Below are 26,146 nucleotides of genomic sequence, written 5' to 3'. Positions count from 1 at the left end.
CCGGAAAACCGGGCACGGTGTGACCCGGGCTGACATGACGTGCGTCACGAATGAGCGGCGCGGCCGGGACGACACGGCAACGCTGAGTGACGGGGCGGTGCAAGGGGGCGCTACCTCTCTAAGGGGCGCCGCCACCGGCCGGGCTCCAGGGGTAGCCCGAGCGGGCGAGAGACGGGTGTCTCTCGCCGAAGCCGGGGTACCCCTGGTACCGTCGGGGCGACGAATGTAGACAGCGGAGCAGCCCCACAGACGCCAATCTTGGGCTGCTTTTGCTGTTTCTGGACTTGGTGGCACCCGCAAGCGTGGGCACCGGGCAGAGCCTAGTCCTGCTGAGTCGAGGTCCCCCTCTGTCAAGCACCGCTGGCGTGTCCGGCAGCAGGGGGCGGTCTCAGCTGCGCGTGATCCAGGCGTGAAGCGCTTCCGCGCGCTCCCTCATGACGTTCATCCGGGCTTCCCACTCCTCGCCGGTCGAGTGGTGAGGGTGACGGGTGATCTGGTGCTCGTGCAAGCGGTACATCATGCCGACCTCCGGGATGAACCACCCGTTGCTCAGAGCGTCCAAGCCGAGCAGGAGGCCGGTGTCGCCGGAGGCCGGCAGAGCGAGCCAGCCGCCGAGCAGCGCCACCAGTTCGCGGCGGGCGCAGAGGCTAGCGGGGTGGACCTGGGCGCGACGGTGCTGCTTCCAGTGCTCCAAGACGGAGCCGCTGGTAAGTACGCCCTCGGGCGGGTCCATGTCGAAGCCACGGGTGCTGCCATCCTCCAGGAGATCGAGGACTCGGGAGGTGGTCCAGCCGACTTCCGGGTGCTCCGTCAGGACCGTGATGTCGCGGTGCAGAGTGCCCGCCGGGAGCAGGTCGTCAGCGTCGGCAACCTTGATCAGAGAGCCGCGTGAGCGACCGAAGGCCATGGTGCGAGCAACCTGCGGTCCGCCCCTCCGCGAGGTCGAGACCCGAATTCGCGGGTCGTCGGCCGGCAGGTAGCCAGATGCTCCGACGTTGTCGCCGTCTTCTTGGACGAGCCACTCCCAGGTCCAGCCGTCGGGCAGGTCCTGGTCGAGCAGCGACTTGTACGCCTCCGGAAGGAACCTGGCGCTCGGTCCGTAGACGGGGGTGACGATGGAGATCAGACGCTCGGTCACAGGCATACCTTCGGTTCGGTGGTGGGGGTCCAGCGCCAGCCGGAGCGGCGCAGGACATCGAGTCGGGTGAGTAGGACGGCCGCGAGCGCGTCGCGCTCGGCCTTCTGCCAGTGCGCGGCCTGGGCGGTTACCTGGCCGTTGTGCTTGCGGTAGATCTCACCCGGTTCGGCGATCATCCAGCCGGGGGCAACAGCCTCCAGCAGCACGAGCAAGGCCGCGTCCTCAGAGGCCGGGACGGCGGGCCAGCCGCCGACGGCGTGCAGCAGATCGGTGTGGACGGTCAACGTCGTGCCCATCACGGCGAACTGGCCGGCCCGGTAGCTATCAGCGAGCAGCCCGGGGGGCAAAGGGCCAGCCGGTGGGTCGATGGTTGACCCGCGCAGGGAGCCGTCGGGCAGCAGATCAAGCGCCGACGAGACGACCCAGCCGATTTCAGGGTGCTCGGTTAGGGATTCGATGCTCCGGCGCAGCGCACCAGCGGGAAGCATGTCGTCGGCGTCGAGCGCACGCACCAGCGAGCCCGTCACCCGAGCCAGCGCCATGGTGCGCGCCATTGCCGCGCCGCCGCGACGGCCCGTGCCGTACGAGATCCGCGGGTCACCAGGCAGGGCAGCGCCCGGCAGCCCGGTCTCCCCGTCCTCCTGGACGACCCACTGCCAGGTCCACCCTTCGGGCAGATCCTGTGCGGTCAGCGAGTCGTACGCTTCGCTGAGGAAGCGGTGGCCGCCGTCGTAGACGGGGGTGATCACGCTGATGACCGTCACTGCGACCACCTCGGCAGGGCGGTGCGGAACACCATCTCGACGCGGTCGCCGGGCAGTGGGATGAAGGCTGCCTCCACCGGTCGGCCGGTCGTGTCGTACGTGACCTTCTTGATGTGGATCAAGGGCACACCCGGCGGGATGTCGTAGTCGCGGGCCTCTTCAGCCGTTGGCATGGCGACGGTGACGTGGTCCACGATCTCTCCGACCTCGATCCCGACGGTCCAGAGCTCGTTCATCAGGCCGCCGGGCCAGCGGGCTAGCAAGGCAGGGTTGAGCAGGTCAGGGTTGTCCTTGATCAGCTCGTATGGCACGTAGGCGGTCGACCGGCTCAGGCCGGCCTTCTCCTGGTGGCGGCGCTCGTAGATAACCCGCCGCACCTTTTCGCCCGGGACGAGATCCAGGGCAGAGGCGATGTCCTCGGGAGGCATCACTACGTCGACCTTGACACCGTTGTGGTGCAGTGCGTCGACCGTGATGCCGGTGTCGTACTCGCTCACACCCAGCGCGCCGCGCTCGCCTGCGTCTGCCAGTTTCGCGCGTCCTTTCTCGTCCAGGTAGCGCTTGGTGTCGCGCTTCGACATGACGGGCGGGACACGGACCCACGTCTTGCCGCCAGCGGCTCCGGAGAGGAGTCCGCCGGCCTTCAATGCCTGGATCACCTTGCTGGCGGTCTGAGGGCTGACACCGTGCTGGGCAGCAAAAGTGCTGGTCGTAGGGAACTGGTCGCCCGGCCGCAGGCCCGGTTGGTCGCCGCGGGAGATTGCCTCCGTCAGCTCGGCGATCAACCCCTGCGTAGGCCGGGGGTCTCGTGTGCTCATGGTTGAACCTTTTCACCTCGGAGCAACGAAGGCAAGACCTTTCATGAAAGGTGCTTGCGCGTCGGTCGACGGTGTGTCAGTCTTCTTCCCGCAGCAACCTTTCGAGAAAGGTCGGAGGCAACTCTGATCCTTCAAGAAAGGAAGCAGCCCTGACGAGCTTGCGGCGGTCAGGGCTGCTCCTCGGACCGACTCGTCAAGGGAGTGATCCGTATGACCAGCATTGCGCACCAGGGCCCGATTGGGAGCACCGGGGCCACCCTGATGCTCCACCCTCAGGCGCTCAGCGCCTACAGCATCGTGGACGCCATCGCCGCCCACCGCAGCGCCCCGCTGCAGATCCAGTACGAGGGCCGGGTCCGGTCCCTCATCGCCCGTGACCTCGCGGCCGTCGCCCCGACCGCCGACGAGACCACGGTGTCGGCGCTCGTCGCCGACGTCTGGCGGCAGGCCGAGGAGCACCTCGCCAAGGCCGGCCGTACCGGCTGGGCCCACCTCAGCTGGTTCGTCCAGAACGCCATCGCCCGGCTCGTCAGCGGCGCGCGGCCGCAGATGGCGGGGTGCTGACGATGTCGCAGCCCGACGCGGCGCAGGCTGCCGCCCTGGACGCGCTGAACGCGGAGCGCCTGCGCGCCGCGCAGGAGGCCATGGCGGCCGCGGAGCGGGCCCGCCAGGAGGCGGACCGGCTGCGCGAGCAGACGCCGCAGCCGCCGGCGGAGCCGAAGGCGGGGGGCCGGTCCTGATGGCCCTGTTCTCCCGCCGCTCCTCCGAGTCCCGGCCCGCCACCCGTACGGACACGCCCGACCACGTCGCCGCCGACGGCCGCGTGTGGGCCGGTTCGGACTACGACGAGGCCCGCGCCAATGGCCGACCGGTCCTCGCTCCCCGAACCGTGACCAGCGCCGACGGGTTCGGCCGGTCCTGCGACCTGCACGACGACGGGGGTGCGCGGTGACGATCGTCCCCCTCTGCCGCAGCTACGCCGGCGGCGGTACCCCCACCCCGCCGAAGACCCCGCCCGCCGCCCCGAAGGGAGGGATCCGGTGATCACCGTCCTCTCCAACCAGGCCGACGAGGCCCTGCGCCGGATGCGCGAGGACCAGGCCCGCCGCGACGCGGCGAAGGCCGGCGGTTCCGGCTCCGGCAAGTAGCCGCCCCCTCCTCTCTCCCCTCTCTATGCAGCACGGCATCCCGCCGCCTGCCTCTCGGAACCGTCCTGGCATGCCCATGCCGGAACGGCGCCGGGAGTGGTGCGGCGGGCCCCCAGGGCCCACCACCAACCCCGTCCCCCCGCCCCACCCGATCCAGGAGGCACCCGCATGTCCCGCACGCTGACCGGCCGCCGCCAGGCCGAGCACATCGCCCGCACCACCACCGTGTCGTCCTGGGCCTGGGTCGCCGAAGCCCAGGGCCCCGAGCGCGTCCGCCGGGCGGCCGCCCGCCGCCTGGCCCGCCTGACCGGCACCACCCTGGTCCGCTGGGACGGCGTCCTCTCGGACTCGGACTGGGACACCCTGCTGTCGGCCGGCGCCGACGCGCTGCTCGCCCAGGCCGCCACCGCCGACAACGAGGACCGGCCGTACAGCCTGGGCCTGGTCGACGCCGCCGCCGACCTCGCGGCCGAGGCCGCCGCCGCGACGGACACCGTGCTGGAACGCACCACCGTCCTGCCCGACCTGCCCGCGCCCGGCCGGTTCGTCGACGCCGCCGCCGCCGAACCCGAGCGCCTGCCCGACGAGCAGCAGGCGGTCGAGCGCTGGTCGCCGTTCGAGGGCGGCCCCCGCCACATCGTGCGCTGCGCCGACGGCACCCGCCGCTACGGCACCGGCCAGCTCGCCGACTAGACCGCCGGCCTCCACCAGCTCCACCCCGTCGCCCCGCCCGGGCCCTCGCCCCCGCCGGCTCCGCCCGGAGCTGCCCTGACCGGTTCGGCCGCCCGATCGGCGCCCGCACCGGTGAGGGGAGCCCCGGGACCACCCAGGTCCCCTCCACCACCAGGAGGACACCCATGTTCGAGCGCCTGCGCAAGGCCGCCACCGGCACCGTGACCGAGATCGCGGGCCACCGCGAGCTCACCCGCGACATCAAGGCCGCCGTCGCCGCCGGAGACCAGGAGGCCGCCGAGGCCTTCCGCACCGGCACCCTCGCCGCCGCGCTGACCACCCGGGGCCGCGACGCCCGAGGCGAGGAGATCAGCGACTACGTCGGCAAGGTCGTCGACGCCGACGGCAACGCCGACCGCGTCCGCTGGCTCCACCGCCGCCGCTGACCACCCCCAGACCCCTTGCCTGTCCGGGAGCCGCCCGCCACGGCGGTGCGGCTTCCGGGCAGGCCACCACCCCTCGCATCACCACCCCGTCCCGCATGGAGCCGGAGGCCCACGATGAAGTACCACGCCCGTGTCTCTTCGCCCGCCCGCCGCGCGTACTACGCGGCGGACAGCACCCGCCGCTGGATCGCCCGCGCGATCGGCCCGCGCCGCGTCGGCGGCATCTACCGCGGCGCCTACGCCGGCGACACCCCCTACGAGGTCCTGGCGATCGACCCGGGCCCGCGCGAGGGCTGGCCGATCTGGCAGATCACCGTGCGCACCGTCGGCGAGGACCAGGTCCGCCCGCACTGCACCGCATGGGACCACGAGCGCGACGTCGTCGTCGCGCAGCCCGAGGACGAGGACTTCGCCCAGGCCTGGGCGGCCTGGCAGCTGACCCACGACCCCAACCCGTGGACCCGGCGCGAGTCGGACAGCCCGGCCTGGCAGCACGTCCTGGACGAGATCGCCCACCCGGTGAGCACCGCCGCGTTCCAGCACCTCGCCCACACCGCCCGGATCAGCTGACCGCCGGAGGTCGTCATGGACACCATCTTTTTCACCTTCTTCGCCGCCGCCACGGCCGCCCCGGCCCTGGTGCTGCTGCTCTGGGCCCTCAAGCAGTGCCGCGAGAAGACCGCCCCGGCCCCGGCCGAGGAGGCCGACGCCACGCTCGGCCGCTGGAGCGCGGCCGCGACGGACCCGGCCGCGTTCATGGCCGAGCGGATCCGCAGGGCGGCGGGCAGCGATGTCTGACACCACCACCGAAACGTCCTTCAACCTGTTCGCCGCCGCCGGGCCGTCCGGCGTGGGCGGTATGGAGATCGTCGACGCCGAGATCGTCGAGGACGACACGCCGCCCGCCGGAGGGGCCGGGCAGCCGCCGCACGGGGGACAGCGCATCCACACCCCGCCCCCGCCGCCCGGCCCGCCCGCCCCGGCCGCCGAGCCGGACTGGGCGCAGTACGCGGCCGCCGCAGCAGCCGCGGCGGCCGCCCACTACCAGGCCCCGCCCCCGCACGTGCCGATCCCGCCGCAGTACAGCTATCCCGACCCGGGCTCGGTGGTGCCGGTCGAGGTCGTGGCCCCGCAACCGGTCCCGGTCATGGTGGTCGCCCCGCCCGCCGAGCCCGAGCCGTTCTGGGATTTCTCCTGGCTGCAGCTGGGCGCCAACGCCACCGCCGCCGCCCTGGCCGCCGTCCCCGCCTGGCTCCTGCACCACCAGCTGCCGATCATCACCGGCTCCTACGGCGCCGACGCCGCCGCCGCCATCGCGATCCTGTGGGGCGGCAAGCGGGCCCTGCGGTCCCTGGCCCTGGCCGGCGCCGCCTACTACGGCTGCGCCGCTTTCCACGCGAACACCGCCACCACCGCGGCTGTCGAGCTGGCCGCGATCGCCCTGCCGCTCGTCGGCGCGAAGCGGGCCGAGGTCTCGCTGCTGCGCCGCACGGCGGTGTGGATTCCCATCCTGTCCGGCTGCCTGTCGCTGCCGGCTGTCACCGATGCCATCACCTGGCTCACCACCGCGTTCACCGGAGGACACTGATCATGGACGTCACCCTCGGCACCTACGCCGCTTTTTTCGGCCTGACGGGCTGGCAGCTGGCCCGTACCTACGGCATCCCGCTGCCGAAGGTCGGCGGCAAGGGCGGCGGCAACTTCGGGCGCGCCGCCGGCGCCGGCGCGGACCACGCCAGCCTCTTCCCCTACGCCATCGGCACGGGGTTCGGCGTCCTGTGCGGGCTGTGCGCCGGCGGCATCCTCGGCGGCCTGGGCTGGCTCGGCTACAAGGCCTCCGCCTGGGGCGGCCAGCTGTCCCTGTGGGGCTCCACCGGCGCCGCCTCCACCGCCCAGTTCCAGGGCGCGACCCCGGTGCCGGTCGGCGGCGGCGGCGCGCTGCTCCTGTTCGTCGTCGCCGTCGTGCTGGCCGGCGCCCGCAAGTCCGCCAAGGGCGCGGCGGGCGCGCGGACCCCGGGCACCACCGCCAGCGGTCTGGACAAGTGGAAGGTCCGGTTGGGCTTCGTCAACGGCGCCTCGCTGGCTGCGATCCCGCTGGTCACCTACTACGCCAACGAGGCCCTCTCCAAGGGCGGCCAGGTCGTCCTGGACGCCCTGAACCACGTCGCCTCCAGCCGCTGAGACCCGAACCGGAAAGACACAGAAGGGGGACCCCGCCCGTGAGTATCGATCTGCGCCTGGAGCCGGTCGAGGAGGAGATCCTCGAAGGCGAGCTGCTGGACGACGACGACCCGGGCCCGCGCCCGGCCGAGCCGGACCCGGCCGGGCCGCGCCTGTGGTGGCGCCGCCAGCTCGGGCACCTCCCGGCCGGCCTGCGCGTCCTGGCCGCCGAGCGCTCCGACTGGCTGTTCGTCACCGAGGGGCACCTGAGCGACCGGGCGGTGGCGCTGCACATCCTCAACGCCCGCCACCAGGTGTGGGAGGCGTCCCGCGGCGCGGAGCACGCCATGCTGGCGGGCCGCGCCAAGCAGGAGCTGGACGCCGCCAAAGCCTCGGGCGCGGCGGCCCAGGCCCAGGGCGTCACCGCGGCCGGCCACACCGCGGCCAAAAAGGCTGAGCTCGCCGCCCGCACCGCCGCCGCCCAGTGGGAGCAGAAGGCGGCGGCCGTGCTGGCCCTCACCTACACCGGGCACGCTCCCATCACCCCGGGCGAGATCGGCGACCACCGGCGGCGCATGTCCCACCGGCGCCGCGTCCGCCTGGCCCTCACCGTGCTGGGCGTCTACGGGCTGCCCGGCCTGGCCAGCGGCCTGCACACCCTCGTGGTGGAGTGCGCGGTCACCGGCGCGGCCGTGGCCCTGGCCGCCCTGGGGAAGAGCGTCGTCCCCCGGTGGCGCTCCGGCCGCCGTGCCGACCCCGACCTCGCCTACGAGCTGCCCGCCGGCGCCGAGGTGATCGCCCCCACCGACCAGAAGGCCACCGGGAACCAGGCGACCAGCACCGGCATCGGCGCCGACGGCACCGCCCCGGCGGCCCCGCCGGCGCCGCCGAGCGGTGACCCGTACCCGATCCGCCGAGTCCAGAACGCGCAGCAGGCCGGCGAGTGCATCCACCTCGCGCTGCTGGCCGAGGGCCTGGCGGTCGGCGAGGTCACCGACGTGACCCAGGAGCACTGGGGCTGGCGTGCCGTCGCGCACCTGACCAAGGGCCGGCCCTCCGGCCTGGTCGCCAAACTCGCCGACCTCGAAGTGCTGCTCGGCGTCCGCGAGGGCGGGGTCATGGCCCAGCCGCAGAAGGCCGCCGCCGGCTCTGTCGTGCTGCGCGTCCTCACCGGCGACCCGTTCGACCCCATGCCCCCGCACCCGCACTACCCGCCGTGCTCCAACAGCATCCTGGAGCCGATGGTGCTGGGGCCGTCGATGGACGGCGAGGCCACCAGGATCACCCTGGCCGGGCAGAACATCCTGGTGATCGCCGATTCCGGCGGCGGCAAGTCCGCGATCGTGCGCGACCTGGTCGACTACATCACCAGCTGCACCGACGCGGTGGCGTGGGACATCGACCCCACCGGGCGCGGCTTCGGTCCGCTGCGGCGCCTGGCCGACCGCAGGGCCTACACCGAGGAGGAGATCGACCAGGCCCTGGACGACGCGCTCGCCCGTGCCCGCTCCCGCGCCCGCGAGATGGGCGACGACGTCGACAACTGGAAGGTCACCGACGCGTCACCGGCCGGGTTCGTGATCATCGACGAGCACCCGCAGCTGACGAACAAGCAGAAGCAGAAGGTGGTCAAGCTGGGGCGGATCGGCCGCAAGGCCCGCTGGACCGTCGTGCTGATCTCGCAGGACGCCACCAGCGAGGTCCTGGGCGACGCCATCGCCGACGCCTTCGGCATTCGGATCATGCTGCCCTGCCGCAAGGCCGATGTCCCCCTGGTCGTCGGCTCGGACACTGCGGTCAACGAGGGCTGGATGCCGCACCGCCTCGTCCCCTCCCCCGGTGACTGGGACCCCGCCGACGCCGGCACCTTCTACATCATCGCCCCCGGCCTGCGCGACCCGATCCTGCGCAAGGCCACCCACCTCGATGCCGCCGCCGCCCTGCTGCGGGTCGACGAGCGCCTGGCCGCCGCCGCCCAGGCCCGCTCCGAGGATCCCGAGGACGACGCGGTCGACCTCACCAAGCCGGCCGCCGAGGAGGTGACCGAGGAGGACTGGGAGATCCTCACCGCCACGGTGGACGGGTTCGGCGGGCAGCTCAACGTGCTGTGCCGCCAGGTCGCCGAGGCCCTGCAGGCCCAGGACGGGGAGCGCTGGGCCGACGCCAGCGCCGCTACGGTCGGTGAGGTTTTCCGGCGTGCCGGGGTGTTCCGCAAGACCGTCCGCGTAGCCGGCCAACCGTCCTCGACGGGCGCCGCCCTGGAGGACATCCGCGCCCTCCTCAAGGACCGGGCGCTCTGACCGGGACCGGCTGCATCCCCGACTGCCCCACCGACTACGGGGCGACTACCGGAAAGTGCAGTTGCTGGTAGTCACTCCGTAGTTCGCCCCGTAGTCAGCCCTGTAGCTGGTGCCTGACCTGCGATGTCGTCGTGTAGTCGGCGAAACGCCCCACCCCCCGCCCCCAGCCCGGAAACCGGCTCCCGGCGGCGCGGGGGCCCAAGGGCGACTTCGCCGACTACACCCGACCGCATCGCGGCACCGCGCCCCGCCCAGGCCCCGCCGTGAGCGCGCCCCCGGGCCCGGCACCCGGCCCCGCATCCGCCCGACAGCCCGCCACCGAGCGGCTCGGCCCGCCCCGTCCCTTCCCTCCCCCACGTGACGCACAGTCACGCTCCCGTAAGGAGACCAGCCCCCGATGAGCCCGACCAGGACCGCCCGGACCCAGACCTCGGCGGCCTCCCGCAAGCCCGCCGCGACCCGCAAGAAGGCCGCCGGCAAGCCCCCCGCCGCTCCCCCGAAGACCGCCCCGCCCACCCTTCAGCACCCCGCCGCCACCCCGGTCCGGTTGGCCGCCGACCCGATCCTGGCCGACGCCGCCGACCGCGCCGCCGACGTCCTGGCCCTCGCCGAGGACCAGGCCCTCGCCGTCCTGGCCCGCGCCGCGGCCACCGCCGACCGCGACCTGGCGACCGCCGCACAGTGGGCGAGCGAGGCCGAGCAGCTGCGCGCCGACGCCGCCGACCAGGCCGAGACGGTCACGCAGCATGCCGAACTGGCGGTCCGGCAGATCCTCGACCTGGCCACCGACCAGGCCGACCTGATCCGCCAGGACGCCGTCCAGCACGCCCGGGAGCGGCGCGAGGAAGCCGACACCGACGCCCACGCGGCCGCCGACCGGCTGCTGGAGGACGCCACCCAGCGGGCCGGGACGCTGCTGGCCGACGCCGAGGAGCGCGCCGCCGCCGTCCGCGACCGCGCCGGACAGGACGCGGAGCGGATCGTCGCCGACGCCGAGCAGCGGGCCCAGGCCGTGGCGGCTGGCATCACCGCCACCGCCGAGGACCAGGCCGCCAAGCTCCTCGGCGAGGCCGAGCGCGCCAGCGCCTCGACACTGCGCCGCGCCGCCTCCGACCTCGCCGACGTCCAGGAGCAGACGGCCGACGCCCGCCACCAGCTGGCGCGTACCCGGGAACTCGCCGCCACCGACCGCGCCCGGGCCGAGCAGGACCTGACCGGCGTTCGGGAACTCGCCGCCGCCGTGCAGTGCGACGCCACCGCGGCCGCCGACCGGACCCTCGCCTCGGCCGCCACCGAGGCCGAGGCGATCCGTACCCGCGCCGCCGCCACCGCCCGACAGATCCTCACAACGGCCGAGGAACAGGCCGAGGAGGCCCGCAGGGAGTCCGAGGCGACGGCCGACCGCGTCACCGAGGCCGCCCGCGCCGAGGCCGACACCGTCCGCGAGGACGCCGCCGCCGAGGCCCACCGGCTGCGGGAAGAGGCCGAGGCCGACGCGCGGGAACTCCGCGAGGAAGGCGCTCGGCAGGCCGCCGACCTGCGCGAGCGCGGCGAACAGGCCGTGCAGCGACTGCGCCGGGACGCCCAGGCCGCCATCGACGAGGCCACGGCGGCCACCGGCGAGGAACTGCGCCAGGCCGGCTCGAAGCGGGGCAAGGCCGAGGCCGACGCCCAGCGAATCCTCAACACCGCCCGCAAGGAGGCCGAGCAGGTCACCACCGACGCCCTGGCCGAGCTCGCCGAGACCCAGCAGCACGTCGCCGAGCTGCGCGCCGAGCAGCAGCAGCTGGAGCAGAAGCGGGCGGACCGGCAGAAGGGCCGGATCCGCCGGGCCTGGCGCTGGTGGGAGGCCAACATCGCGAAGCTGCTGCCGAAGTTCGCGCTGTGGGCGGGCGTCGCCTACACCGCCGCCGGTGAGCACCACCTCGCGGTGATGGCCGGTATCGACAGCACGCTGGCCTGGCTGTTCCCGGTCGCGGTGGACGTGTGGGTGGTCGCCGCCACCCGCGCCCACGCCAAGGCCCGCACCGAGGAGGAGCGCAAGCGGATCACCTGGGAGGTGATCACCGCCCTGGCGGTGATGATGGCCTGCCAGGTGGCCGCACTGCTCGCCGAACTGCACATCGCCGGCGTCGAGCCCCGTGACGGACAGTGGCGGGTGAAGTGGGGCCTCGCCGTCCCGCTCGCCATGGTGGTGCCGGTGGTCATCTGGCGGGTGCACGCGCTCATGGGCCACGGCCCCTCCGCTCACGCCGCCCCCGCCGCGCACGCGGACGAGCGCACCGCGCCCGCCGAGAACGGTGACGGCGCCCACAACGGTCCCGACCCGCGCCCACCGCACGGCGGCCAGCCGCTGCCCACCGCCCACGGCCTCTTGCTCCCCGCACAGGGCACACATGCCGAGCGCTCACATGAGCGCGAGATCACCGCAGGTCACGGGACGAATACCGCTCACCGCGCACTGCCGAGCGCACACCCGCAGAACGCCGACGCTCACCCGTCCCCGGCGCTGACCGGCGCCGCGCTCCTGTACGCACGCAAGGCGCTCGTCCGCCCGCTCTACGACGCTCTCGGCCGCCGCCCCCGCGTCACGGAGATCCACGCCGCGCTCACCGCCAAGAGGCTGCTGACCGGCGACGAGAAGACCACGCGCAGCACCTGCCAGCGCGTGCGCGACGCGGTCGAGGACGCCGAGCCCACACTCCGGCCCGCCGTTCGCTCTGCGTAACCAAGCGCACAGACACGAGCGGCCTCCGGGATGAAGAAGACACCCCGGAGGCCCATGGCACCCGAGGGTGCCGGCGGGCCGGTCTCGCCACCGGCCCGCCCCCATCCTCCCGCACCCGAACCGCACACCACCCCCGTCCCCGGAAAGGACCGCCGCACTCTTGATCACCATCGAGCGTGACACCCGGATCGCCGCCCAGCGCCGGCTGCTCCACGAGCGCAGCCTGACCCTCGCCAACATCCCGCCCGGCAACCGTGCCCACCACCGCCTCGCGGCCGAGTGCGAGGCCATCAGCGACGAGATCGACCGCCTCCAGCACTGCATCAACATCCCGCGCTCCGTCGCCCTGGCCGTACCCGCCCTGCTCGCCGTCCTGCTCCTCGCCCTCATCAGCCGCTGACCGAAGGAACCCTCATGCGCTTCGTCTACCTGCTCGGCATGTTCGCACCCCTCGTCCTCCTGGTCGTGCTGCTCGCGCGCTGACCGGCCGTCCGGCCTCGCCCCCGACCCGCGCCGCCCGCCCGGCACCCAGCCCGGCGGGCGGCGCGCGCTCCGGGGACAGGGGCCGGCCGCCCGGCCGGCACCACCCGCAGAAGGGATCCGCGATGCAGCCCACCGTCCAGCCCCACACCACCCAGACCCCGCCCCGACCCGCCGTCGGCGCGTTCGTGCTCTACCGCGACGCCAACCGGTTCCTCACCGGCCGACCGGACCACACCCGGGTCTGCCAGGTCCTGCGCCACAGCGACCTCCCGGACCGGGTCGGCCTGCGGGTCCTGGAGACCGATGAGGTCATCCACCACGCTCCCGTCGCCTTCACGCGCCCGCTCGACCCGGCCGAGCTGATGCACGACATCGACACCGCCCCGCTCGACGCCCTCGGCGACGGCCGGCTGATGACCGCGGCCGGCGCCTGGCTCGCCCTCCAGCACCGCCAGACCACCACCGCGCCGTCCGCCAAGGTGCTCCCGCCCGGCCGCAGCTGACATCCCACCCGGCTTGGCCGTCCGCACCCCCACTCGCGCCGCCGGCCGGCGCCCGGCCACCGACGCTGCCCACCAGCGCGCCTGCTCCCGGCGAGGCCGGTGCCGGCGCGCGGCGCGGCGTGGCCGCCCGACATCACCACCCACGGAAGGACCCCGTCATGCAGCCCCACCCCACTCACCACCAGGCCACGAGCGTTATCGACACCCGCACCCACGCCGTCCGTGAGGCCCTGACCGCCCTGCTCACCGGCCTCACCCCCGACCCGTTCGACGACCTGCTGTGCCGCGACGACGCCTACACCGTCGTGCTGGGCCTCCTCGCCCACCTGGAGACGAACGGCCACCGCCGTACCACCGTCGGCGAACTGCACACCTGGTCCCGCGTCACCCCCGGCGGCCAGGCGCTCGGCGGACACGACCGCCTGCTGGCCCTGCTCCAGCAGGCCGCCGACCACGGCCACATTCGCCTCGACCACGGCCTGGCCCACATCGGCGACGCCCCCCGGGGCCCGGGCCTGGGAGCCGGGCGCGGGCACCTGTGGGCCCGCTACACCAACCGGTCCGGCGCGGTGGTCGAGCTCGCCGGTGCCACCCCGTGGCCCTGCGACCAGGCCTGGCCCACCGGCACTCCGACCGGCGACGACCCGCTGGCCTGGTGGTGGTGCACCGGCTGCCGCGACGGGCACCGCTGGGACGGGCAGCCGCTCGGCGTTGCCCGCGAGCGGGCCACCGGCCACGCCGCGACCTGCACCGCCCTGCCCGCGCTGCCCGACAGCCGCTGACCGCAACCGCGCCCCGGCCCCGGGTCGGGGCGCGCGGCATCCCCGACACCACACACCCACTCAGAAGGGAACGAGATGATCGAGTCCATCCGCTACACCGCCGACGTGGTCGCCCTCACGCCGAACGGCCGTGTCCTGCTGATCGAGCGCGACTGGCCGCCCTTCGCGGGCTCCTGGGCGCTGCCCGGCGGCCACGTGGACCCCGGCGAGACGAGCCGCGTCGCGGCGGCCCGGGAACTGGCCGAGGAGACCGGCCTGCGAGTGGAGCCCGCCGACCTGCTCCAGCTCGGCGCCTGGGACACCCCGCACCGCGACCCCCGCGGCCGGTACGTCACCGTCGCCTACCTCGCCGTCGTCCCGGACGACGCCCGGATCACCGCCGGAGATGACGCCCGCACCGCCCGCTGGTGGCCGGTCGACGGCCTCCCGGAGCAGCTGGCGTTCGACCACGCCGAGATCCTCACCGCGGCCGTGAGCGCCGTGGCGACCACCACCGGCCCCGCCGGTACCACGGCCTGACGACGCCTCGGCGCCGCCCACCACCGAGCCCCGCCCCCACACCGGCCAGGCCGGGACGGCAGCGCGCGGTGGTGAGCGGCGCGCCCACCCCGGCCCACTTGTCCCCGATCCGAAAGGCACCACCCGTGAACACCACCTTCGTCCCCGTCCCCGGTTCGCTGACCGTCCTGGTCGGCGGATCCGGCGCCGGGAAGACCACGTTCGCCAGCCGCTGGCCGGCCACCTGGCGCCTGAGCCTGGACGCCTACCGGGCCATGGCCACCGACTCCGCCGCCGACCAGTCCGCGACCCCGGTCGCCGACCAGGTCCAGTCCCTGCTGCTCGACGCCAGGCTCTCCCGCAACCTCACGACCGTGGCAGACAGCACCGCGCTGCTGCCCCACGTCCGCGCCGGCCTGCTCGCCCGCGCCCGCTACTGGCAGCGCCCGGCCTGTGCGGTGCTCTTCGAAGTGCCTCTGGCAACCCGCCGCCTGCTGAACGCCGGCCGCGAGCGCGTCATCCCGGACCACGTCCTCGTCGACCAGGAGCAGCAGATGCCCACCCAGGCGCAGCTGCTCGCCGAGGGCTTCGTCCGCGTCGACCGCGTCACCGTCGACCCGGCTGTGCACGTGACCGACCCCGGCCCCACTTGCGAGCCCCGCGACGGCCTCGACCTCGCGGCCCGGGTCTGACCGGCCGCGACCTCGCCGCCCGGACCACCACAGTGCGCACCGACCCGCTCCCTGGCCCGGCCGACGGCCGACGGCGGGCGGCTCGGTGCGTGCCGCGGCCGCCCGGCCGACACCACGACACCACGACGCCACGGAGGCTTCGTTGACCACCGAGAGCACCCCGAGCACGAAGACCGCCACGAACGACACCAAGAGCACCGAGGCGGCGGCCGTGCTCGGCCTGGCCGCCGCCGACCTGGCCCGGATCCTGGAGCAGACCGCACCGCACCGCGGCGACCACGAGTACTGGCCGCGCCTGGCCGTCACCCGCCTCGACGCCGACGACCGCCACCTGCACGCGATGGCGACCGACCGGTTCACCATCGCCGTCGCCCGCGCCACCACGACCACCGTCACCAAGGGCCGGCCGTGGGCGGCGTCGGTGAACGCGGACGACGCCGGGCTGCTGGCCGTCTGGGCCCGCGGCCGCGGCTACGACGAGCCCGTGCGCCTAGTCCTGGACGGCCAAAGCCTGCAGGCCTCCACCCTGACCAGCCGGCTCACGGTGCCCGTCAGCACCGGCGACTACGTCGTCCAGTGGCGGCCGTTCCTGCGCCAGCACCTGGAGCAGCCGCTCGCGCCGATGGACCTGACGGGCCTGGACACCCAGTACCTGCGCCGCTGGGAGCAGGCCGACACCCGCCTGGCGTACAGCCAGGCCGGGCCCGAGCAGCCGCTGATCGTGTCCGGCGAGAACTTCATCGGCATGCAGATGCCCGTGCGCCGCGGCGACGGCCAGACCCGCGCCACGCTGGCCGCCGACTGGACCGCCGGCCCCGGGGACGAGACGGAATCCGGCGCGGCGGCCACGCTGCCGCTGCCCGACCCGGACAAGACCGTCACCCAGATGACCAGGGACCTGCTCAAGCGGGTCCTGCTCTCCACCCAGGACCTCATCGCCGCGCCGCCCGGCGACCACCGGGCCACGGCCGTCCACGCCAGCGCCGCCGCCTACGCCTGGATCGGCCACCGGGCACTCCAGACCCTGGCCGAGACCGATCCGCGCCTGGCCGACCGGCTCGTGGTGGACCTGCACCAGGAACTGGACGCCGGCGACTACTCCGAGACCGCCTTCGACGAGGCCAGCCAGGCCGGCCACGACCCGATGGCGTGGATCGACGCGCACCACGCCCGCCGCGCCCAGGCCGAGCAGCCCGCGGGCGAGCCCGCCGCGCAGACGAAGTGAGCGCCCGACCGCTCTGACCCGTCCGCCACCGGCCCCGGCACGCACGCCGAGGCCCGGATCCGTACGACCGGTACCCCGCCCGGCGGGCGGCCCGTCCACCCGCGCCCGGCACACCGAGCGGATTCCCCGCCAGCCCTGAACCACCCCAGCACCAGCCGCCGCCCAGGCCCGGCCCGCCCAACTCGACGGGCCGGGCCTCCCGCTTCCCGGAGGCCCGATGACACGCGCAGCACCCGGCCCGCACCCGCACCCGCTCACCCCGGACGACCTGCCGCCCGGCACCCCCTGGTGGAGCTCCTGCCCCGACTGCCGCTCCCCGATCCAGGGCGGCCCGCTCGGACTGCGCGCCCACCGCCGCACCGCCCACCACCCCGACCCGCACGACCGCCGCATCCCGATCACCATCCGCCCCTACACCTAGGAGAGCCCTTGACCGTCGTCCCGCTCAACCCCGACTCCCCCGCCAGCCACGCCGTCGGCGTCGACTTCGACCTCACGCTCATCGACCACAATCGCGGCTGGCAGGACGGCCGGATCTACGGGCGCCCGATCCCCGGCGCCCTCCAGGCCCTGCGCACCCTCCAGGCCCACCGTTCCGTTTTCGTCTACACAGCGCGCGGCCGAGAGCACCACCCCGCCATCGCGGCCTGGCTGCGCCGCCACGGCTTCGACGCCATCGTCAACGACGACCCCGACCGCGCCTACTGGCGAGGCAGCGAGATCATCGTCACCAACCTGAAGCTCGGCGCCGCGCTGTACATCTGCGACCGCGCGCTCACCTTCGCCGGCAACTGGGACGCCGCCCTGGCCGAAGCGCTGTACCGCATCGGCGAGGGCGGTGCCCCGACGGCGCAGCCCGCCGCCGACATCCCCGCCCTGACGATCCGCCAGCCCTGGCTCGCCGCGATCCTCACCGGCGACAAGACGACCGAGAACCGGTCCTGGCCGACGAAACACCGCGGCCCGGTCGTCCTCCACGCCGCCCGCGCCCTCGCCCGCGACGGCCAGGCCGACCCCCTCGTCCGCGCCGTCCTCGCCCGCCCCGGCGCCCCCGCGCTGACGACCGGCGCCCTCGTCGCCACCGCCAACGTCACCGACTGCCATCGCGACACCGGCTGCTGCCGACCCTGGGGCCTGCCGGGCCTGTGGCACTGGGGGTTGGCCGACGTCCAGGCCCTCGCCGACCCCATCTCCGCCGCCGGCCGCCTCGGCCTCTGGCGCCTCGACCCCGGCCAGCACGCACTGCTCCATCGCCACCGGGCCGATGCCCGGCCCGCCCACGCGCACCGCTGAGCTGCCCCGCTGCTGACGCCTAGGCACTGACGCTGCCTGCCATCGCGTCCCGCCGCCGCGCCCACCAGGCCCGGACGGCGGTGCGCGGTGGTGCGCGGCGCGGCCGCCCGGCCGACACCCGACCTCGTACCAGGGAGAACACTTCATGGCCACCACCCGCACCCTCACCGCTGCCACCACCGGCGCGACCACCGTCGACCTGTCCCTGCTCGGCGCCTCCGGCCGGGTCGACATCCAGGCCGTCCCCGGCCTCGCCACCGCCGAGATCACCATCAGCACCACCGACGACACCGGCGAGGCGGCCGACGCCGTCACCGGCGCCGACCTGTACTGGGACCCGCGCGGCGCTCTCGTCGCCCGCGTTCAGGGACAGGGCGCCGGCGGTGGCACGACCACCATCGTCACCCGCTCCGGACGCACCATCACGATGCAGGGCGCCGGCACCGTATACGGCTCGGTGACCGGCATGGTCATCGACGGCGACCTGACCATCGTGGGCGGCCGGGTCGTCGGCGGCCGCGGCGCCACCCTGGTCCAGGGCTCCGCCCCCGTCGTCGTCACCGCCCGGGTCCCGGAGGGCAGCTCCGTCATCGGCCGCACCCAGTCCGCCGACCTGACCACCACCGGCCGCCTGACCGTCGTCGTCGCGACCACCCAGTCCGGGGACCTTCGGGTCGCCACGGCGCACACCTTCGTCGACCAGGTGACCGCGACCACCCAGTCCGGCGACGTGTCCGTCGGCACGGCCAGTACCGTCAGCGTCCGCACCCAGTCCGGCGACGTCGTCCTTGAGCGCGCCGTCACCGCCGAGGTGCACACGATGTCCGGCGACATCCGCGCGAGCTGGCTGGGCGCGAGCGCCGACCTGCAGACCATGTCGGGCGACATCCGGGCGCGCGCGGCGAACCCCGGCGCCGTGACCGCCGGCTCCATGTCCGGCGACGTCACCGTCACCGCTTCCCCCGACGCCCCGGCCGGCGCACCGGGCACCCACGCCACGCCCATGACCGGCCGGGTCTCCATCCCGCGCTGAACGCCGTACCAAGCGCCCGCTCTTCCCGCCGCCCCGCGCCCACCCGGCCGCGGGGCGGCGGCACACCGCGACCGCCACCCGGACCCGATCCGCCCCGCCCGAAGAAGAGGACCATGAAGCTGACCATCGTCGTCCAGAACCTGCAACGCGGAGGCCTGCGCGACAGCGACGGCGGCCGCGAAGACCGCTGGCCGCAGCTCGCCGAGCGGATCAGCAGCGTCGAGCCCGACCTGGTACTGCTCCAGGAAGCCGAGGGATGGGCCGACGCCGGCCACCGCCAGCTCGTCCGCGCCGAGCACGACCTCGGCATGGACGGACTCCTCGCCCCCTCCCGCTCCGGCCGCGGAACCGCCCTGCTCTACCGGCGCGAGACCCTCGGCCGCCGGGCAAGCTGGAACACCGACTACGCCGACGAAACGCACCACGGGCTCGGCGTCGCCGCGTTCGCAATCCCCGGCCTGCCCGTGCCGCTTGCCGTCACCAGTGTGCACCTCACCCCGTACAGCGCCGACAAGGCCATCGCCGAGGCCGACTTCGCGGCCAGCCGCGCCTACCGACACGGCCCCTACTGCATCCTCGGCGGCGACATCAACTACCCACCTGCCGTCGGCCCCGACCCGGCCTGGGACCGCATGCGCCCCTACAACCGCGGCTCCCGTACCACCCTCACCGACCCCGCACTCCAGCAGCAGACCGCCCCGGTGCCGGACCGCCGGGTCGCCTGGAAGCTCGCCGCCAATGGACTGGTCGACACCGCCTGGCACCTGCACGAGCAGACCGGCGACGAGGCCCTGCTGCGGCGCACCGGCAACGACGACCGGATCGACCAGCTCTGGGTCTCCGCCCCGCTCGCCCCGGCCATCGTCTCCTACACCCTGCTCGACGCCCCGGCCGATGCGAGCGACCACCACGGCCTGGCCGTCGCCCTCGACACGGACCGGATCGACACCAGCGAGCCGTGGACCTACCGCTGACCATCCCGGTCACCGACTACGCATCCCGAACTGACCCACCCCGGCCCGGCCGCCCACCCGCGCGGCCGGGCCGGGGTGGGTCAGCAGGACGAAGGAGAACAGTGGAAACCGAACAGATCGCGGCCGCCCTCACCACCGTCACCAGCGAGATCGGCAAGGCGGACAACAAGGCGAACATGTTCCTCGCGGTCGACGGCATCCTGGTCGCCGCCGTCGCGAACCTCGACAACCTCCACACCCCCGGCCGGATCCTCGCCGCCGTCGGCGTCCTCACGCTCGTGGCCGCCATCGTCGTCGCGATCCTGGTCGTCCGCCCCCGACTCGCCTCCACCCCCGGCACCACCTCGTTCGTGCACTGGGCCAAGAACGACCCCGCCACCCTCCAGGTCCGCCTCGCCCAGGAAGACCAACTCGTCCGCCTCCAGCACCTCTCCCGAATCTGCACCGCCAAGATGCGATTGTTGACCGCTGCCGCCGACCTCACCCTCGCCGCCGGCGCCGCCCTCGCCCTGGCGGCGCTGCTCTCGGCAATCTGACCGCCCCGAACGCGAGAAGGCCCACACCCTGACGGGTGTGGGCCTTCTCGCGTTCGGCTCGCTACCGGTTAGGCCGCCGCCGACTCCGGAGAGGCGGCCTTGATCTCCACCTCAATCCCTACCGACGACGACAGCGCCTCGATCAGGTCGCGGACCATCGCGCGTGTGCCGTCGGGATCGCGCTTCAACGCGGCCTGGACGGTGTCGGCGTCCAGCTTCTTGGTGACCCGGCGCAGTGCCGCGAACGGGTCGGCCGCCGGGGAGTTGGTGATCTCCTTCTTGCCCTCCAGGCTCGCCAGGTAGGAGACCACGGCTTCTTCGGTGGCCTTCTTCTTGCCGACCGCTTCCGGGGGCAGGGCCTTGGCTGCGCCGGCCACCATCGCAGCGGTGACGGCCATGCCCTTGAGCTGAATCAGGGCGATGTAGAGCAGTGCGGCGGCATCGACGTTGTGTTCCTCGGACAGGGCGACCAGCTCCCACGCCTGCCCGTAGCCCAGTCGCTTAGAAACAATTGTTTCCAGGCCGTTCGATTTCTGCCCCAGGGAATCGAACACCTTCTCCGCGACCCGCCACGACCGGATCAACTTCCCCGCGTACTGCGGGGTGATGTCCCACTGCTCCAGGCAGTACGCCTCGAACGTGCCGTGGCTCACCCGGTACAGCCGGCCTCCCCGGATCGCCTCCAAGGCCTTGCCCGCCGCCCAGTACGCGACCCGCAGGTTCTCCAGCGCGGCCTCGCACTTCACCAGCAGCTCCCGCTCCTGGGCGATCAGGACCGGGGTCTCGGCGAGCTGCTTGGTCGGCAGGCTGTTGATCGCGCGGGCCAGCGCGACCGCCGTCCCGGGCTTGCCCGGCCCCTGAGAGCCGATCTGCTGTCCCATCAGAGCATCTGCTCCATCGTCAGGGCAACGCGCATGAAGTCCTCGCGGGCGTTCAGCGCGGTGCCGCTCATCTTGTACTCGGTGACGACCGCGCCGTTCTCGTAGGCGTGCTCGTGGATGGTGTACCGGCGGATCGGATCCGAGACGCGCGGGTAATTCCGCTCGTCGACCCATGCCTTCACCTTGTTGAGCTGCGTCTCGAACTTGTCCTTACCCGGGTCGTGCATGTTGATCACGACCAGGAAGGGGATCGACCTGGGCTTCAGTACACGCTCGATCGTGAACTCCGCCTCGTCCCACGTGATCATGCTCGGAGTGATCGGCACGATGGCAAGGTCGGCCAGCTCCAGGACCTCGCGCAGGGCATCGGCCACCGGGCTCTGCCCGAGCGGATCCTCGCCCCACTCAGTATCCGGGTCGACGTCCATGAAGCCGGGGGTGTCGACGATAAACCTGCGCCGCGACGGATCCTTCACGAGCTCCGACAGGATGCCGACCTTGCCGCGGGTGACCACGTAGTCGAAGGGCAGAGCATCCTCGCGGACAGCCGAGCACCACTTCTCCAGGCTGCCCTGGACGTCAGTGCCGGCCGCGACGACGGGCGACGCACCGTCCGACTGGACCGCGCTGCGCCCGCTGCACGCTGCGGTGTTGATGGCGATCGTGGTCTTGCCCGATCCGCCCTTCTGCTGGATGACGACGATGACCCTCGTCGTCTCGGGGCGCGCCGTGGCGACGTCGACCGCGGCCTGCGCTGCTGCGGATGTTGTCATCCCAGAACCTCTCGTCGTCCGTTGATTTCACCGCACGTGCGGCTACTCGGACGCCCCTACCATGCCAGATGGCCTCACCCCACTGTGGAAGCGGGGCCGAATATGACAAATCGTCATTCCTGCTGGACGTCAGGCCCTACCGTGGAAGGCCGACCGTCGGTGCCCGTCCAGGCATGTCGGCCTGCCTGGACGGGCACCCTTCCCGCAGGCCCAGCAGCACGAGGAGGACCCGGTGGGGGTACGAGAAGCAGCCCAGTCGGTCCTGCGGGTCCTGATCGACCGGGACGCCCACCCCGACCCGTACCTGGAGCTGGTGCGCCTGGGCGCCGAGCACGAGGACATCGAGGCCAAGACCAAGGTCACCCTGATCGTGCCCGGAGGCATCGTCACCGGCACGGTCATCTCGCCGGCGGCCTGGGAGCAGCAGTTCGTCCGCCAGCTCCAGGACGAAGACCACGACCTGCGCCGGGCCGTCCGGACGGCCCTCGACCGCGTCGAGGACAACGCCGACAACGGCAAGCGCCGGGTGCTCGACCGCTGGCACATCCACCTGCGCGACGTCACCATCCGGGACGGCCGGACTACCCACACCCTGCCGACCTGGCGCGGCCCGATCGCAGCGGTCAGCGGCTGGACCCTCGGCCACCCCGAGAAAGGCTGACGCCCCTACATGTCTACAGGTGTCTCTCCTGAACAGGTGCGCTTCGCCGAACGAGTCACTGCCGCATTCGGACTGGAAGCGCGGTTGCTGCGACTGCTTACCGCGGTTCACGAGGCCGGGCACGCCATCGTGGGGCACACGGTGGGGCTGCACGTCACCGGCGCCACGGTGACCAACGCGGAGGCGATCGGCCTCGGTGGCGACCACATCGCCGTCGACTACGCCGCCTATCCCGCCCCGATCATCCCGCTGCCCCACACGCTCGCCATGGGGGTCGCTGGCTTCCAGGCCAGCTGTACCTGGCTGGAGGGACGCGGCCTGGACGGGGACAGCGAGCCGTACAGCACGCTGTTGAACCTGCTGGCCAACACCGACCTCCATGGGTGCGCCGAACTCTGCCGCCTGGCCGGCCTGCCCGCCAGCCGCACACACGACGCGGTCGAAGCGGCCGGGCGAATCCTTCACCACCGCTGGCGTGCCACCCTCCGCCTCGCCTACGTGCTCACGGCCGCCGAAACCATGGACCGCACCGCCCTGCTGCCGTACCTGGAGGACGATCCGGCACAGCTCCAGGCGGCGAAGGAGGACTACCGCGTTTGGCGCCGGGACACCGCTCACCTCTGGTGCGCCGGACAGTGAAGTTCCGCCACCCGCAGCACGAGCCCTAGCCACCCAGGTATGCAGGAAGGCCGCCACCCCGCAGGGTGGCGGCCTTCCTGTGCCTTCTCGGGGCCACGGCGGCGTACCGCCGGGCAAGGCCCCGGCCCCGGCCCGATGGAGGCCTACCAGCCGACCCCGAGTGCCTCCAGCTGCCCGAGCTGCTCCGCGGTGAGCTTGTCCCGCCGGGCCTTCTGGTTGTTCAGCCAGGACCCGAGCGAGACCCCGTTCTCCTTGTGGGTGCGCGGCACCCGGACGTGCCCCTCGCGCTCGACGAAGGCCGCCAGCGCCGCCAGGCCGGCACCGAACCGGTCGGCGCGGGATACCTTCGGCTTCGCCGCGGCTGCGGCCCGTGCGGCGGCGAGCGCCTGGTCCTCCTCGATGCCGAGCGCCGTCAGCAGGTCCTGCTGCTCCTGGTCGAGCTCGGCCCACCCGGCCCGCTGCGCCCGCACCCACCGGCCGAGCGCCTCGCCCTCGAACGCGGTCTCCACCGGCAGCCGCGCCCAGTCGACCCGGCCGTCCGACTCCAGCCACCACTGCCGGGCCACCGCGTAGGAGCGCTGCCAGGTGATCGGCCACCGCGGGCACCACCACGGGTCGATCTCCTCCAGCGCCGCCCGCCGCTCAGGGGCGAGCGCCCCCGGCTCGCCCTCGGGCACCTCGGCCGCCGCCCGAAGGCCGGCGAGCCAGGCCCCGATCGCGTACCCGCCCACGGCCGCCCGCGCCGGCGCCGCCAACGACCCGCCGTGCTCCGCCGCCCAGACCCGCGCCCAGTCGAGGCCGGCCTCGAACCGCGCGTCCGACACGGACCAGATCATGCCCAGCGCGTCGAGCATGTCGACCCGGTGGCGCGCCAATTCACCATTCGCGAATTCTACCCGGCGCTGTGCCAGCCATTCTCCGAGCCGAAAATTCTCCTGCTCACCAACCCGCTTCGACCACGGAACATCCAGTCCGCCGGTCTCCTCGAACCAATTCCGGCAGTGCCCGATCCCCTCACGCCAGAGCTGATTCTCACCCGTCAGCACGCGAGTCGAGATGAACAGCGCCAGCACGTCCGAGCCGACCGGCGACTGGAACCGCACCGGCAGCGAGAACGACGGCGAACCCTCACTCACACCCGGCGCCACCTGCGCCTCGGCGCTGCGCCCGGTGGTCCGCTTGCCCGACTTCTGGGGCACGGCCAGAGACTCGACCACCCGCGCGTCGTGCGACCGGATCGCACTGAGAATCTTGACCAGCGGCCCGTACGAGTCCGACTCCAAAATATCCCCGGGTTCCTCTCCGGGCTTGAGGAAAACCGGCACGATCAGACTCGCGGTCTTTCCCTCGCCCGGCTTCATCCGCAGGGCCCGGCCGATGGCCTGGACGATATCCACCATGCTGCCCCGGCCCTGGAGAAGAACCGCATCCGCATTCGGAATATCGACACCCTCGCCAAGAACTCGGCAGTTCGAGAGCACGGCGTGCGCCAGGCCCTCATCCTCCTCGGCCGTTCCGAAGTCCCGGATGGTCTCCTTGCGGAAATCCACCTCGTGCTCACCGGAAAGCCACTGCGCCCAGAACTCCTCCGGATATTTCGCGGGATTCTCGGCGTGCAGCCGGTCAACGGCCTGGTTCAGCGTCTCCGAGAAATACCTGGCCTCGATCGTCCGGTTGTGGAACGTGATGACCCGCCTCAGCCTCCGCTCCACGATCGTCTTGGCCAGCCCGGCCTGGATGGCCGCGATCCGCTCGGCCGGCACCTGGTCGTCCTCGCCGTCCTCGGCCTCACCCACCCCCGGCCCCCACGGCACCGGCTGCCGCTCCGCCGCCGTCCGGTCCGCGCCCGGGTCCCGCAGCTCCAACACCACCACCTCGAACGGCGCCAACAGCTTGCGGTCGATCGCCTCCGCCAGACCCAGGGACACCACCTGACGCCCGTAGACCTGCTGATCGTCCATCGACACCGCCAGTTCCTCTGGCAGCGGCTGGTGCGCCCCCTCACGCTGCCGCGCGCGGGCCTTCGGCGGCGCCCAGATCCGCGGCGTCGCCGTCATGTAGAGCCGCCGCAACGCCGGGATCCGGTCGTTGTTGTGGACGACCGTCCAGGTCTTCTCTGCGTGGCCGGAGGATCGGTGCGCCTCGTCGCAGACCATCAGCTCCAGCGGCGGCAGCGCCTGGCCGCGCTCGGCGTAGTAGTCGTAGGCGTCCTCGACGGCCCCCACCGAGGCGTAGGTGGCGAACAGGGTCAGCGGCCGGCGCTTGCGGGCGGCCTGCTCGATCCACCACCCGATCTGCCGCCCGCCGGTGCTCGCCCGGACGCCGAACGGCAGCTCGCCCACGGCCAGCGAGCACACCGCGTGCATCTCCCCGGCCCGCCCGCCCCGGCGCCACTCCCGGATCATCTGCACCAGCAGGTCCAGCGTGGGCACCACCACCAGGACCACGCCACGCGTGGCGAGCTTCTGGCCGGCCGCCGCCCCCACGAACGACTTGCCCGACCCCGTGGCCATCTGCGCGGTCACCCGCAACCCCGCCGGCGCACTGTGCCCCGGACGCAGCGTCAGGCCCCGCACGATCGCCTCCAGCGCCTCCACCTGGTGCGGGCGCAGCGTGATCTCCTCGGGCCCCTGAACCTCCGCCAGGAAAGTCTCCACGCTCACAGAAATGTTCTCCCCTCGAATGCCCCAGGCCGGACCCGGGATCTGACAAGAACTGCTGACAGTGCGTTTCTGATACATTCACCGGCCGGTCCGAGAGGCCAGAAAGGACGGGAATCAAAGCCAATATGCGGGCGGCTTTCGGTAGCCTATCAGTCGGCCCGGAGAAAAACCGGGAAACTTCGGAAGTTCCGGAGGCGGACCCCACATCCGGCAAGGTTTCCTGACAGATGCCAACTGATACACTGGTCACCGTTGCTCACCCTCCGAGGGTAGCGCACCCCAACCTCACCCGGGGTCGAAATGCTGGTCTGGACCCCGGTCTAGACCTCTCTGAGA

30 protein-coding genes are annotated in these 26,146 nt (G+C 73.1%); 24 read left to right on the top strand and 6 right to left on the bottom strand.

Features of this window, described 5'->3' with window-relative positions; all coding sequences use genetic code 11:
- Positions 1-388: 388 nt before the first annotated feature.
- The 3 genes from ACGFSC_RS42175 to ACGFSC_RS42165 are packed head-to-tail and all read right to left on the bottom strand — an operon-like array spanning position 389 to position 2,720.
- Entirely contained in the window at positions 389-1,144 is a 756-nt protein-coding gene (locus ACGFSC_RS42175) for a glycosyltransferase family A protein (protein WP_359909827.1), read from the bottom strand.
- Complete coding sequence (locus ACGFSC_RS42170; RefSeq protein ID WP_359909830.1) at positions 1,135-1,902, bottom strand: glycosyltransferase family A protein; 768 nt, start codon at positions 1,900-1,902, stop codon at positions 1,135-1,137. The genes ACGFSC_RS42175 and ACGFSC_RS42170 overlap by 10 nt, the downstream gene beginning before the upstream one ends.
- A complete protein-coding gene (locus ACGFSC_RS42165) occupies positions 1,899-2,720 on the bottom strand; it encodes a GntR family transcriptional regulator (protein ID WP_359909832.1) in 822 nt (273 codons plus the stop codon). The genes ACGFSC_RS42170 and ACGFSC_RS42165 overlap by 4 nt, the downstream gene beginning before the upstream one ends.
- Before the next feature lie 210 nt (positions 2,721-2,930).
- Between ACGFSC_RS42165 and ACGFSC_RS42160 the strand changes: the two genes are divergently transcribed.
- From ACGFSC_RS42160 to ACGFSC_RS42055, 22 genes are all read left to right on the top strand, one after another.
- A complete protein-coding gene (locus ACGFSC_RS42160) occupies positions 2,931-3,284 on the top strand; it encodes a hypothetical protein (protein ID WP_359909835.1) in 354 nt (117 codons plus the stop codon).
- Positions 3,285-3,286: 2 nt separating this feature from the next.
- Positions 3,287-3,460, top strand: a complete 174-nt coding sequence (locus ACGFSC_RS42155) for a hypothetical protein (RefSeq protein WP_359909837.1) — start codon at positions 3,287-3,289, stop codon at positions 3,458-3,460.
- Positions 3,460-3,672 (top strand): hypothetical protein, encoded by a 213-nt coding sequence (locus ACGFSC_RS42150; RefSeq protein ID WP_359909840.1) that lies wholly within the window; start codon positions 3,460-3,462, stop codon positions 3,670-3,672. The genes ACGFSC_RS42155 and ACGFSC_RS42150 overlap by 1 nt, the downstream gene beginning before the upstream one ends.
- A gap of 364 nt (positions 3,673-4,036) precedes the next feature.
- Positions 4,037-4,561, top strand: a complete 525-nt coding sequence (locus tag ACGFSC_RS42145; protein WP_359909843.1) for a hypothetical protein — start codon at positions 4,037-4,039, stop codon at positions 4,559-4,561.
- A gap of 164 nt (positions 4,562-4,725) precedes the next feature.
- Positions 4,726-4,986, top strand: a complete 261-nt coding sequence (locus tag ACGFSC_RS42140; RefSeq protein ID WP_359909846.1) for a hypothetical protein — start codon at positions 4,726-4,728, stop codon at positions 4,984-4,986.
- Between the two features lie 114 nt (positions 4,987-5,100).
- The gene (locus ACGFSC_RS42135) at positions 5,101-5,556 is read left to right on the top strand and encodes a hypothetical protein (protein ID WP_359909848.1); all 456 of its coding nucleotides are present in this window, start codon (positions 5,101-5,103) and stop codon (positions 5,554-5,556) included.
- 15 nt (positions 5,557-5,571) lie between these two features.
- Positions 5,572-5,784: a hypothetical protein gene (locus ACGFSC_RS42130; protein WP_359909851.1), complete on the top strand. Its 213-nt coding sequence runs from the start codon at positions 5,572-5,574 to the stop codon at positions 5,782-5,784.
- Positions 5,777-6,574 (top strand): hypothetical protein, encoded by a 798-nt coding sequence (locus tag ACGFSC_RS42125; RefSeq protein WP_359909853.1) that lies wholly within the window; start codon positions 5,777-5,779, stop codon positions 6,572-6,574. The genes ACGFSC_RS42130 and ACGFSC_RS42125 overlap by 8 nt, the downstream gene beginning before the upstream one ends.
- A 2-nt stretch (positions 6,575-6,576) precedes the next feature.
- Entirely contained in the window at positions 6,577-7,167 is a 591-nt protein-coding gene (locus ACGFSC_RS42120) for a hypothetical protein (RefSeq protein WP_359909856.1), read from the top strand.
- Positions 7,168-7,205: 38 nt separating this feature from the next.
- Positions 7,206-9,446, top strand: coding sequence for a hypothetical protein (locus ACGFSC_RS42115; RefSeq protein ID WP_359909859.1), 2,241 nt, complete (start codon positions 7,206-7,208; stop codon positions 9,444-9,446).
- Between the two features lie 397 nt (positions 9,447-9,843).
- Positions 9,844-12,174, top strand: a complete 2,331-nt coding sequence (locus tag ACGFSC_RS42110; protein WP_359909862.1) for a hypothetical protein — start codon at positions 9,844-9,846, stop codon at positions 12,172-12,174.
- 160 nt (positions 12,175-12,334) lie between these two features.
- Positions 12,335-12,574, top strand: a complete 240-nt coding sequence (locus ACGFSC_RS42105) for a hypothetical protein (protein ID WP_359909865.1) — start codon at positions 12,335-12,337, stop codon at positions 12,572-12,574.
- 205 nt (positions 12,575-12,779) lie between these two features.
- Positions 12,780-13,160: a hypothetical protein gene (locus ACGFSC_RS42100; RefSeq protein ID WP_359909868.1), complete on the top strand. Its 381-nt coding sequence runs from the start codon at positions 12,780-12,782 to the stop codon at positions 13,158-13,160.
- Positions 13,161-13,318: 158 nt separating this feature from the next.
- The gene (locus ACGFSC_RS42095) at positions 13,319-13,942 is read left to right on the top strand and encodes a hypothetical protein (protein WP_359909871.1); all 624 of its coding nucleotides are present in this window, start codon (positions 13,319-13,321) and stop codon (positions 13,940-13,942) included.
- Positions 13,943-14,017: 75 nt separating this feature from the next.
- Positions 14,018-14,461, top strand: coding sequence for an NUDIX hydrolase (locus ACGFSC_RS42090; RefSeq protein ID WP_359909873.1), 444 nt, complete (start codon positions 14,018-14,020; stop codon positions 14,459-14,461).
- Between the two features lie 125 nt (positions 14,462-14,586).
- On the top strand, positions 14,587-15,132 hold the full coding sequence (locus ACGFSC_RS42085) for an ATP-binding protein (protein WP_359909876.1): 546 nt from the start codon (positions 14,587-14,589) through the stop codon (positions 15,130-15,132).
- 142 nt (positions 15,133-15,274) lie between these two features.
- On the top strand, positions 15,275-16,357 hold the full coding sequence (locus ACGFSC_RS42080; protein WP_359909879.1) for a hypothetical protein: 1,083 nt from the start codon (positions 15,275-15,277) through the stop codon (positions 16,355-16,357).
- A 217-nt stretch (positions 16,358-16,574) separates the two neighbouring features.
- The gene (locus tag ACGFSC_RS42075) at positions 16,575-16,778 is read left to right on the top strand and encodes a hypothetical protein (RefSeq protein WP_359909882.1); all 204 of its coding nucleotides are present in this window, start codon (positions 16,575-16,577) and stop codon (positions 16,776-16,778) included.
- Between the two features lie 8 nt (positions 16,779-16,786).
- Positions 16,787-17,650 (top strand): ASCH domain-containing protein, encoded by an 864-nt coding sequence (locus ACGFSC_RS42070; protein ID WP_359909884.1) that lies wholly within the window; start codon positions 16,787-16,789, stop codon positions 17,648-17,650.
- A 145-nt stretch (positions 17,651-17,795) separates the two neighbouring features.
- A complete protein-coding gene (locus tag ACGFSC_RS42065) occupies positions 17,796-18,683 on the top strand; it encodes a DUF4097 family beta strand repeat-containing protein (protein ID WP_359909887.1) in 888 nt (295 codons plus the stop codon).
- A gap of 113 nt (positions 18,684-18,796) precedes the next feature.
- Positions 18,797-19,657, top strand: a complete 861-nt coding sequence (locus tag ACGFSC_RS42060; RefSeq protein ID WP_359909889.1) for an endonuclease/exonuclease/phosphatase family protein — start codon at positions 18,797-18,799, stop codon at positions 19,655-19,657.
- Between the two features lie 101 nt (positions 19,658-19,758).
- On the top strand, positions 19,759-20,193 hold the full coding sequence (locus ACGFSC_RS42055; RefSeq protein WP_359909892.1) for a Pycsar system effector family protein: 435 nt from the start codon (positions 19,759-19,761) through the stop codon (positions 20,191-20,193).
- A 68-nt stretch (positions 20,194-20,261) separates the two neighbouring features.
- Here ACGFSC_RS42055 and ACGFSC_RS42050 read toward each other — a convergent pair whose 3' ends face one another.
- Both ACGFSC_RS42050 and ACGFSC_RS42045 read right to left on the bottom strand, forming a co-directional pair.
- Positions 20,262-21,074: a hypothetical protein gene (locus ACGFSC_RS42050; protein WP_359915616.1), complete on the bottom strand. Its 813-nt coding sequence runs from the start codon at positions 21,072-21,074 to the stop codon at positions 20,262-20,264.
- A complete protein-coding gene (locus ACGFSC_RS42045) occupies positions 21,074-21,847 on the bottom strand; it encodes a ParA family protein (RefSeq protein WP_359915618.1) in 774 nt (257 codons plus the stop codon). Before ACGFSC_RS42045 ends, ACGFSC_RS42050 begins: the two co-directional genes overlap by 1 nt.
- 232 nt (positions 21,848-22,079) lie before the next feature.
- Between ACGFSC_RS42045 and ACGFSC_RS42040 the strand changes: the two genes are divergently transcribed.
- Entirely contained in the window at positions 22,080-22,508 is a 429-nt protein-coding gene (locus ACGFSC_RS42040; protein WP_359915620.1) for a hypothetical protein, read from the top strand.
- A gap of 84 nt (positions 22,509-22,592) precedes the next feature.
- Positions 22,593-23,147, top strand: a complete 555-nt coding sequence (locus tag ACGFSC_RS42035) for a hypothetical protein (RefSeq protein ID WP_359915622.1) — start codon at positions 22,593-22,595, stop codon at positions 23,145-23,147.
- Positions 23,148-23,290: 143 nt separating this feature from the next.
- On the opposite strand, the gene ACGFSC_RS42030 is transcribed toward ACGFSC_RS42035, so the two are convergent.
- Entirely contained in the window at positions 23,291-25,810 is a 2,520-nt protein-coding gene (locus ACGFSC_RS42030) for a Helicase associated domain protein (protein WP_359915614.1), read from the bottom strand.
- Positions 25,811-26,146: the final 336 nt, after the last annotated feature.

It is taken from the genome of Kitasatospora sp. NPDC048715 (genome assembly GCF_043198905.1).
GTDB classification, from domain to species: domain Bacteria; phylum Actinomycetota; class Actinomycetes; order Streptomycetales; family Streptomycetaceae; genus Kitasatospora; species Kitasatospora lactacystinica.
The sequence above is the reverse complement of the archived record's forward strand: the minus strand, read 5'-3'. Positions and strand labels throughout refer to the sequence as shown.

Bases quoted from the DNA above. Each gene is read 5' to 3' on its own strand.
- ACGFSC_RS42175 (WP_359909827.1), bottom strand. From the start codon at position 1,144: ATGCCTGTGACCGAGCGTCTGATCTCCATCGTCACCCCCGTCTACGGA.
- ACGFSC_RS42165 (WP_359909832.1), bottom strand. From the start codon at position 2,720: ATGAGCACACGAGACCCCCGGCCTACGCAGGGGTTGATCGCCGAGCTG.
- ACGFSC_RS42160 (WP_359909835.1), top strand. From the start codon at position 2,931: ATGACCAGCATTGCGCACCAGGGCCCGATTGGGAGCACCGGGGCCACC.
- ACGFSC_RS42155 (WP_359909837.1), top strand. From the start codon at position 3,287: ATGTCGCAGCCCGACGCGGCGCAGGCTGCCGCCCTGGACGCGCTGAAC.
- ACGFSC_RS42150 (WP_359909840.1), top strand. From the start codon at position 3,460: ATGGCCCTGTTCTCCCGCCGCTCCTCCGAGTCCCGGCCCGCCACCCGT.
- ACGFSC_RS42145 (WP_359909843.1), top strand. From the start codon at position 4,037: ATGTCCCGCACGCTGACCGGCCGCCGCCAGGCCGAGCACATCGCCCGC.
- ACGFSC_RS42140 (WP_359909846.1), top strand. From the start codon at position 4,726: ATGTTCGAGCGCCTGCGCAAGGCCGCCACCGGCACCGTGACCGAGATC.
- ACGFSC_RS42135 (WP_359909848.1), top strand. From the start codon at position 5,101: ATGAAGTACCACGCCCGTGTCTCTTCGCCCGCCCGCCGCGCGTACTAC.
- ACGFSC_RS42130 (WP_359909851.1), top strand. From the start codon at position 5,572: ATGGACACCATCTTTTTCACCTTCTTCGCCGCCGCCACGGCCGCCCCG.
- ACGFSC_RS42125 (WP_359909853.1), top strand. From the start codon at position 5,777: ATGTCTGACACCACCACCGAAACGTCCTTCAACCTGTTCGCCGCCGCC.
- ACGFSC_RS42120 (WP_359909856.1), top strand. From the start codon at position 6,577: ATGGACGTCACCCTCGGCACCTACGCCGCTTTTTTCGGCCTGACGGGC.
- ACGFSC_RS42110 (WP_359909862.1), top strand. From the start codon at position 9,844: ATGAGCCCGACCAGGACCGCCCGGACCCAGACCTCGGCGGCCTCCCGC.
- ACGFSC_RS42100 (WP_359909868.1), top strand. From the start codon at position 12,780: ATGCAGCCCACCGTCCAGCCCCACACCACCCAGACCCCGCCCCGACCC.
- ACGFSC_RS42095 (WP_359909871.1), top strand. From the start codon at position 13,319: ATGCAGCCCCACCCCACTCACCACCAGGCCACGAGCGTTATCGACACC.
- ACGFSC_RS42090 (WP_359909873.1), top strand. From the start codon at position 14,018: ATGATCGAGTCCATCCGCTACACCGCCGACGTGGTCGCCCTCACGCCG.
- ACGFSC_RS42075 (WP_359909882.1), top strand. From the start codon at position 16,575: ATGACACGCGCAGCACCCGGCCCGCACCCGCACCCGCTCACCCCGGAC.
- ACGFSC_RS42065 (WP_359909887.1), top strand. From the start codon at position 17,796: ATGGCCACCACCCGCACCCTCACCGCTGCCACCACCGGCGCGACCACC.
- ACGFSC_RS42060 (WP_359909889.1), top strand. From the start codon at position 18,797: ATGAAGCTGACCATCGTCGTCCAGAACCTGCAACGCGGAGGCCTGCGC.
- ACGFSC_RS42050 (WP_359915616.1), bottom strand. From the start codon at position 21,074: ATGGGACAGCAGATCGGCTCTCAGGGGCCGGGCAAGCCCGGGACGGCG.
- ACGFSC_RS42045 (WP_359915618.1), bottom strand. From the start codon at position 21,847: ATGACAACATCCGCAGCAGCGCAGGCCGCGGTCGACGTCGCCACGGCG.